This is a genomic window from Flavobacterium sp., from assembly GCF_035760125.1.
Lineage (GTDB): Bacteria > Bacteroidota > Bacteroidia > Flavobacteriales > Flavobacteriaceae > Flavobacterium.
In genome coordinates, this window is sequence record NZ_DASTTN010000135.1 from 1 (window position 1) to 6,436 (window position 6,436).

The window sequence follows — 6,436 nt, forward strand, 5'->3', positions numbered from 1 at the left end:
CATTATAGCCTCTGCAGAACAGTCTTTGCAGCATTTAAAAACTGATTATTTGGATCTTTTACTGTTGCATCGACCAAGTCCATTAATGCAAGCGGTTGAAATTGCAGAAGCGGTTGAAAAGTTAAAAATTGAAGGAAAGATTTTGGATTTTGGCGTTTCTAATTTTACACCAAGTCAAAGCAATTTAATTGAGACAAAAACCAAAATAAACTATAACCAAATTGAGTTTTCTGTTACCCATTTGGAACCAATGATTGATGGAAGTTTGGATCACATGCAAACCAACCGAATTACCCCTATGTGCTGGTCACCCCTTGGAACCGTTTTTAAAAAAGATGATGAGCAATCAATACGTATTCAGAAAGTTGCAAATGAATTAGCATCCAAATATGATGTCTCCAATGATATTATTTTATTGGCCTGGATACTGAAACATCCTGCAGGTATTTTACCCGTTTGTGGCACTTCAGACAAAAACAGACTATCTCATTTAATGCAAGCCACCACTATTGAAATGGAGTTACAGGATTGGTTCTCACTTTGGACTGCGAGTACTGGAAATGACGTTGCTTAGACTATTGAATATTGCTTCGCCAGTTCACAAAAGCTAGGAAGCAAATAATGATTTTAGATTGCAAATTTAGAAAAAATGATAAACAAGCGTCTTCTTATCAAAAACCTATTGGCTCACAATGATGAGTGCAGTTTTTATGATAAAAAGCGACAGCTGAATTTGCATTCCAGAGAAGGAAAGGCTAAATTTTTGAAACACATTTGTGCATTATCAAATTCAAATCCAACCAATAATTCTTATATAGTTGTTGGGGTTGAAGATGAGAACAATCAAATTGTAGGAGACGATTTTTTTGATGACAGCAGAATTCAGAATTTAGTAAATGCTTTTCTTGAAAATCCGCCCAAAATTCAATACGAAAATGTCCCTTTCCCTAATTTGCCAAAAGACAAAGTAATTGGACTCGTAACTATAAAACCCAATAGCAAAATCTCCTCTTTCAAAAAAGGCATCCACACAATTCCCCCCAGCAGTATTTTCATTCGTCGAGGCAGTAATACGATGCCTATTGAAGGTAAATTCGAGAAAAATTTCCAAAATACGGAAACAGTAATTGGCATCGAAAATAATTCAAGAAATAGCATCGAATACACTCTTGACGGGGTGATTGATTTTATGAATTATCGCCACAGAGATATGGCACCAAAATATAAAGTTTTCAAAGAGTTGTTTGTTATTTGCTGGGCCGGAATTGCCAAAAAGTCCAGAAACAAAACCTTTCTGTCAAGAGTTGATATTGAACTGATTAATGAACAAATTAAATTATTCTATTCGGCTCAAGATGTAGTTGAAATCACCTATGATGACGATAGCTTTACAATTATTGAATACGTTCCTTTGGGCTTGAATGACAGAACCAGTTATTATCCTCTAGAAGAACAAAAAATCCATTTTCACGATAATGGGTATTATAAAATTGATCGAAAAATACTTTTTGAACCACCCGAATACAATAGAAAAATGTTGTACCATATTTATAATTCGAATATGGCTCTCCTGAATAAACTTGAAAAAAACATCAAATTATCAGAGCGGGAAAGAAAAGATTTGGATCATTTGCCTTCCACTTTTATGATTTGTTATCTGAATGGCTTTGAAGATGCCAAACAAAAACTGATTGATGCCAAAACGCTATTGAAACCCTTTACACAGGTCTATCTTTCGTTTAAAGAAGCATTACGAATTCTAAGGAAAATGAAATATGATGTACAATAAGGAAGTTTCTTATTGCAATTTGATCTGCTTTAATTAGCTAAACAAACCTGCTACCCAAGCAACCACATCAATAATAACTTGACAAATAAAATTGGTCATTAAAAGCAATATAGTGAGAAGTGCATTCATTTTAAAAATTTTAAGTAAAATTATAATATTTCCTTACAGCATACAATCACCAAAAACAATGATTTTTTTGAAACTCAAAAGTAATTAAAAATACAATACCATCATTCGGCATCAACTTGGAATTCAACGGATATAAATAGCAATTTGACGGTTTTATTCTTAATAAAAACTTAAAACCGTTTTAATTAAGATACTTCTAACATCTCTTTCAAAAAAACGTCAAATCAACACTTCTTTTCCCTTATTTTTGTAAAAGAAGAAATAGAGAATAAATGAGAACATTAGTTATTGGTGATATACATGGTGGTTTGAGAGCTTTGCATCAAATTTTTGAAAGGGCTAACGTAAGTCCAAAAGACAAACTAATTTTCCTAGGAGATTATGTAGATGGTTGGAGTCAATCTCCACAAGTCATTGATTTTTTGATACAACTGAAAACAACTCATGATGTTATCTGCATTCGCGGCAATCATGATGAATTACTAAGAGAATGGCTCAAGGACAGCAAAGACAATGAACAATGGTACCAACATGGTGGAGAAGCTACTGTTTTGGCTTACCTAAATGTAGACGGCGAAACCAAAAAAAAGCATATAAAATTCTTGGAGTCCTTAAAAGATTATTACTTGGACGAACAAAATCGAATGTTTATTCATGCGGGTTTCACCAATATGAATGGAGTCAATTTCGAGTACTTTCCTAAATTGTTTTATTGGGATCGAACACTTTGGGAAACCGCTTTGTCATTGGATCCGAATATAAAACCAGACCATTCGCTTTATCCCAAACGATTTACGCTGTACAAAGAAATTTATATTGGTCATACTCCTGTCTCGCGCATAGGAAAAACAACTCCTGTCCAAAAAGCCAATATCTGGAATATTGACACCAGCGCAGCCTTCAAAGGTCCTTTGACTATCTTAGATGTTGACACTAAAGAATTTTGGCAAAGCGAACCCCTGCCTAGTTTATATCCCAATGAAAAAGGGCGAAATAAAATCTAAATACTATATTTGCCGAAAATTTATTACTTATTTTATTTATGAAAAAGATTATAACACTTTTGTTTTTGGCTTCTTTTGCTTTAACAAATGCACAACAGGCTTTTAAGGGAAAAGGCGACGCTAAATTTAATGTGGGTGCAAACTTTCAAGACGGAGGTTCTGGGATTCAAGCATCTGCTGATTTTGGTCTTGGTGAAAATTTCTCTTATGGATTTGTAGCTTCTTATTTATTGGGAGTAGATGAATTTTCAGGCATCTATGGCGAAAACACTTATGTTAGCGTAAAACCAGAATTTCAAGATCGTTTTGATGCAAAATTTAGAATTAATGCTAATTTAAGCAGTGTAATTGGTGTAGAACAATTAGATATCTATCCAGGTTTGAGCTTAGGATTGCACAATTTTGGAGGTCACCTAGGCGGCCGTTACTTTTTTACTGATGGCTTTGGTGTTTTTACTGAACTTGGCTTCCCAATTGCAAAATACAGCGATGATAACGAAGTATTTGATCATTTAAACAATCAAGTTACCTTTAGTTTAGGCGCTTCGTTTAATTTAGACTAAATCACAAATAAAAAGTGGCTTGTTTACCAAAACAAGCCACTTTTTTTATGCCTTAAAATTAACTACAAATCAAATTTGATTCCTTGTGCCAAAGGCAAACTTGTAGTATAATTGATTGTATTAGTTTGACGACGCATGTAAACTTTCCAAGCATCAGAACCAGATTCTCTACCTCCACCAGTTTCTTTTTCTCCTCCAAAAGCACCACCGATTTCAGCTCCAGAAGTTCCTATATTCACATTGGCAATTCCACAATCAGATCCTACAACAGATAAAAAGTGTTCTGCTTCACGTAAATTGTTGGTCATAATCGCTGAAGATAATCCTTGAACAACACCATTTTGAACATCGATTGCATTCTCAACAGTTCCAGAATATTTGATCAAATATAAAACTGGAGCAAAAGTTTCGTGTTGTACAATTTCAAACGAATTTTGCGCTTCGGCAATAGCAGGTTTTACATAACAACCACTTTCGTAACCTTCTCCAGAAAGCACTCCTCCTTCAACAAGAATTTTTCCTCCTTCGGCAACAACTTTAGTTAAAGCACTTGCATACATTTCAACTGCTTGTTTGTCAATTAACGGTCCAACGTGATTTTTCTCGTCCAATGGATTTCCAATTCTCAATTGTCCGTAAGCAGATACTACAGCATCTTTCACTTTATCATAAATACTTTCGTGAATAATCAAACGACGGGTAGATGTACATCTTTGTCCTGCAGTCCCTACTGCTCCAAAAACAGCTCCGATAACTGTCATTTTAATATCGGCATCTGGAGTTACAATAATTGCATTGTTACCACCTAATTCCAATAATGATCTACCCAAACGACCTGCAACATCTTGTGCCACAATTTTACCCATACGAGTAGATCCTGTAGCCGAAATCAAAGGTACACGTTTATCGGCAGTCATTAATTGACCTATTGTATAATCTCCATTAATCAAACAAGAAATTCCTTCTGGAAGGTTGTTTTCTCTAATTACCTCAGCAATAATATTTTGACATGCAATCCCGCACAATGGTGTTTTCTCTGATGGTTTCCAAACGCAAACATCACCGCAAATCCAAGCCAATGCTGTATTCCAAGCCCAAACAGCTACTGGAAAATTGAAAGCCGAAATGATTCCCACAATTCCCAATGAATGGTATTGCTCATACATTCTATGTCCTGGACGCTCAGAGTGCATCGTTAATCCGTGCAATTGACGTGATAATCCTACTGCAAAATCACAGATATCAATCATCTCTTGTACTTCACCATATCCCTCTTGCAATGATTTACCCATTTCATAAGAAACCAATTTACCTAAAGCTTCTTTATTTTGACGCAGCTTCTCTCCAAACTGACGCACAATTTCTCCACGTTGTGGTGCTGGCATCAATCGAAATGTTTTGAAAGCTTCGGTAGCAGTTTGCATTACTTTTTCGTAATCTGCTGGTGTACTCATTTTTACAGAAGCAATTAATTTGCCATCTACTGGCGAAAAACTTTCTAGGATTGCTCCATTTGAAAAATGATTAATCCCTGTCGAACTTCCTTCATTTATGGTTTTTACACCCAATTGTGCTAATGCCTCTTTCATTCCAAATTGTTCTGCAATTGTTATCATTGTAACTTTTTTATTAAAAATTGTTATATTTTTTTCTGTAAAGATATTATTTAATCACGAAATTATACAATAAACTGGATATAAAAAATTTATAAAGCCAATTAAGCCCCCCTTTTAGAGTAGAAAAAACCAATAATTAAACAATCGATAACTCATACAAAGTTAAAGTTAATATAGTACCATTATTTGACCACAAATCAATTTTAGTCGGTAGGTTTTTACTTATGTTGACTAATTTTATGCAAAAAAGACTTTCCTTAAAAAAAAAGAAGAAGTAATTTTATAAACTAAAATAAAATATTAAAATAATATCCTTCGAATATGACATTTATTCACCGTTCTCTTATTGGTTTGTTTTTAATATCCCTTCCATTATTTGCTCAAAAAGCGGCTTTCGATGTTGTTCCGTTGGGTGCAAAAGGTGGAATCGACGAAAAAAATCTTTCGGCCTATTTAGTAGCTCCAATAAATACTCACGATTATATCTGTCTCGATGCTGGAACCTTGAATGCTGGAATTGAAAAAGCCATAGCCAATAAAGTCTTCAACGTTTCACCTTCTGAAGTACTGCGAAAATATATCAAAGGATATTGCATTTCCCACGCGCATTTGGACCACGTTTCGGGCTTAATTATAAACTCTCCTGCTGATTCTTCCAAAACAGTTTATGCAACAAATAAATGCATGGAGATGATGGAAAAACATTATTTCAACGGAGAGACTTGGGCAAATTTTGGTGATGAAGGACCTGGCTTTCAATTGAAAAAATATCACTTCCAAACTCTTGTTATTGGAGAAGAAACCAAAATCAATAATACTACAATGACTGTAAAAGCATTTCCGCTAAGTCATGTGAATCCTTTTGAAAGTACTGCTTTTTTAATCCAAAATGGGAATAATGCAATTTTGTATTTGGGTGATACTGGCCCTGATTCAGTTGAAAAAAGCAATGATCTAAGTGAATTATGGAAAACAATCACTCCTTTAATTAAAAGCAAACAATTAAAAGGGATTTTTATAGAAGTTTCATTTCCAAATGAACAACTTGATAATTTATTATTTGGACATTTAACACCCAACCATTTAATGAAAGAACTTCATAAGCTGGAAGAATTGGTAGGAAAAGGAACTTTGAAAAACTTCAAAATTATCATTACACACTTGAAACCGCCAAGTCAAAACATTGTAAAAATTAAAGAACAATTGCAAAAACAAAATGATTTAGGTGTACAACTCATATTCCCCGAACAAGGAAAGCGTTTTGAATTGTAGCTTCACTTTTTCTCTTTTATCAAATAAACATAAACTGGAAAGTGGTCACTAAAACCAATTTCG

At 34.2% G+C, this 6,436-nt stretch carries 6 protein-coding genes; 5 read left to right on the forward strand and 1 reads right to left on the reverse strand.

All coding sequences use genetic code 11. The features are described 5' to 3' along the window. The 4 genes from VFS71_RS05425 to VFS71_RS05440 all read left to right on the forward strand — a co-directional run. Positions 1 to 574, forward strand: a 574-nt coding sequence (locus tag VFS71_RS05425; protein ID WP_326399834.1) for an aldo/keto reductase, incomplete at its 5' end; no start/stop codon positions are given. Positions 575 to 649: 75 nt separating this feature from the next. Then, a complete protein-coding gene (locus VFS71_RS05430) occupies positions 650 to 1,789 on the forward strand; it encodes an ATP-binding protein (RefSeq protein ID WP_326399836.1) in 1,140 nt (379 codons plus the stop codon). A gap of 401 nt (positions 1,790 to 2,190) precedes the next feature. Beyond that, entirely contained in the window at positions 2,191 to 2,922 is a 732-nt protein-coding gene (locus VFS71_RS05435) for a metallophosphoesterase family protein (protein ID WP_326399837.1), read from the forward strand. Between the two features lie 38 nt (positions 2,923 to 2,960). Further along, positions 2,961 to 3,485 (forward strand): DUF6646 family protein, encoded by a 525-nt coding sequence (locus VFS71_RS05440; protein WP_326399838.1) that lies wholly within the window; start codon positions 2,961 to 2,963, stop codon positions 3,483 to 3,485. Positions 3,486 to 3,547: 62 nt separating this feature from the next. Here VFS71_RS05440 and VFS71_RS05445 read toward each other — a convergent pair whose 3' ends face one another. Beyond that, positions 3,548 to 5,101, reverse strand: a complete 1,554-nt coding sequence (locus VFS71_RS05445) for an aldehyde dehydrogenase family protein (protein ID WP_326399840.1) — start codon at positions 5,099 to 5,101, stop codon at positions 3,548 to 3,550. Positions 5,102 to 5,422: 321 nt separating this feature from the next. Between VFS71_RS05445 and VFS71_RS05450 the strand changes: the two genes are divergently transcribed. After that, entirely contained in the window at positions 5,423 to 6,373 is a 951-nt protein-coding gene (locus tag VFS71_RS05450) for a 3',5'-cyclic-nucleotide phosphodiesterase (RefSeq protein WP_326399842.1), read from the forward strand. Positions 6,374 to 6,436: the final 63 nt, after the last annotated feature.

Excerpts from the sequence above, each read along its gene's own strand:
- VFS71_RS05450 (WP_326399842.1), top strand. The coding sequence starts at position 5,423 with ATGACATTTATTCACCGTTCTCTTATTGGTTTGTTTTTAATATCCCTT.
- VFS71_RS05430 (WP_326399836.1), top strand. The coding sequence starts at position 650 with ATGATAAACAAGCGTCTTCTTATCAAAAACCTATTGGCTCACAATGAT.
- VFS71_RS05445 (WP_326399840.1), bottom strand. The coding sequence starts at position 5,101 with ATGATAACAATTGCAGAACAATTTGGAATGAAAGAGGCATTAGCACAA.
- VFS71_RS05435 (WP_326399837.1), top strand. The coding sequence starts at position 2,191 with ATGAGAACATTAGTTATTGGTGATATACATGGTGGTTTGAGAGCTTTG.
- VFS71_RS05440 (WP_326399838.1), top strand. The coding sequence starts at position 2,961 with ATGAAAAAGATTATAACACTTTTGTTTTTGGCTTCTTTTGCTTTAACA.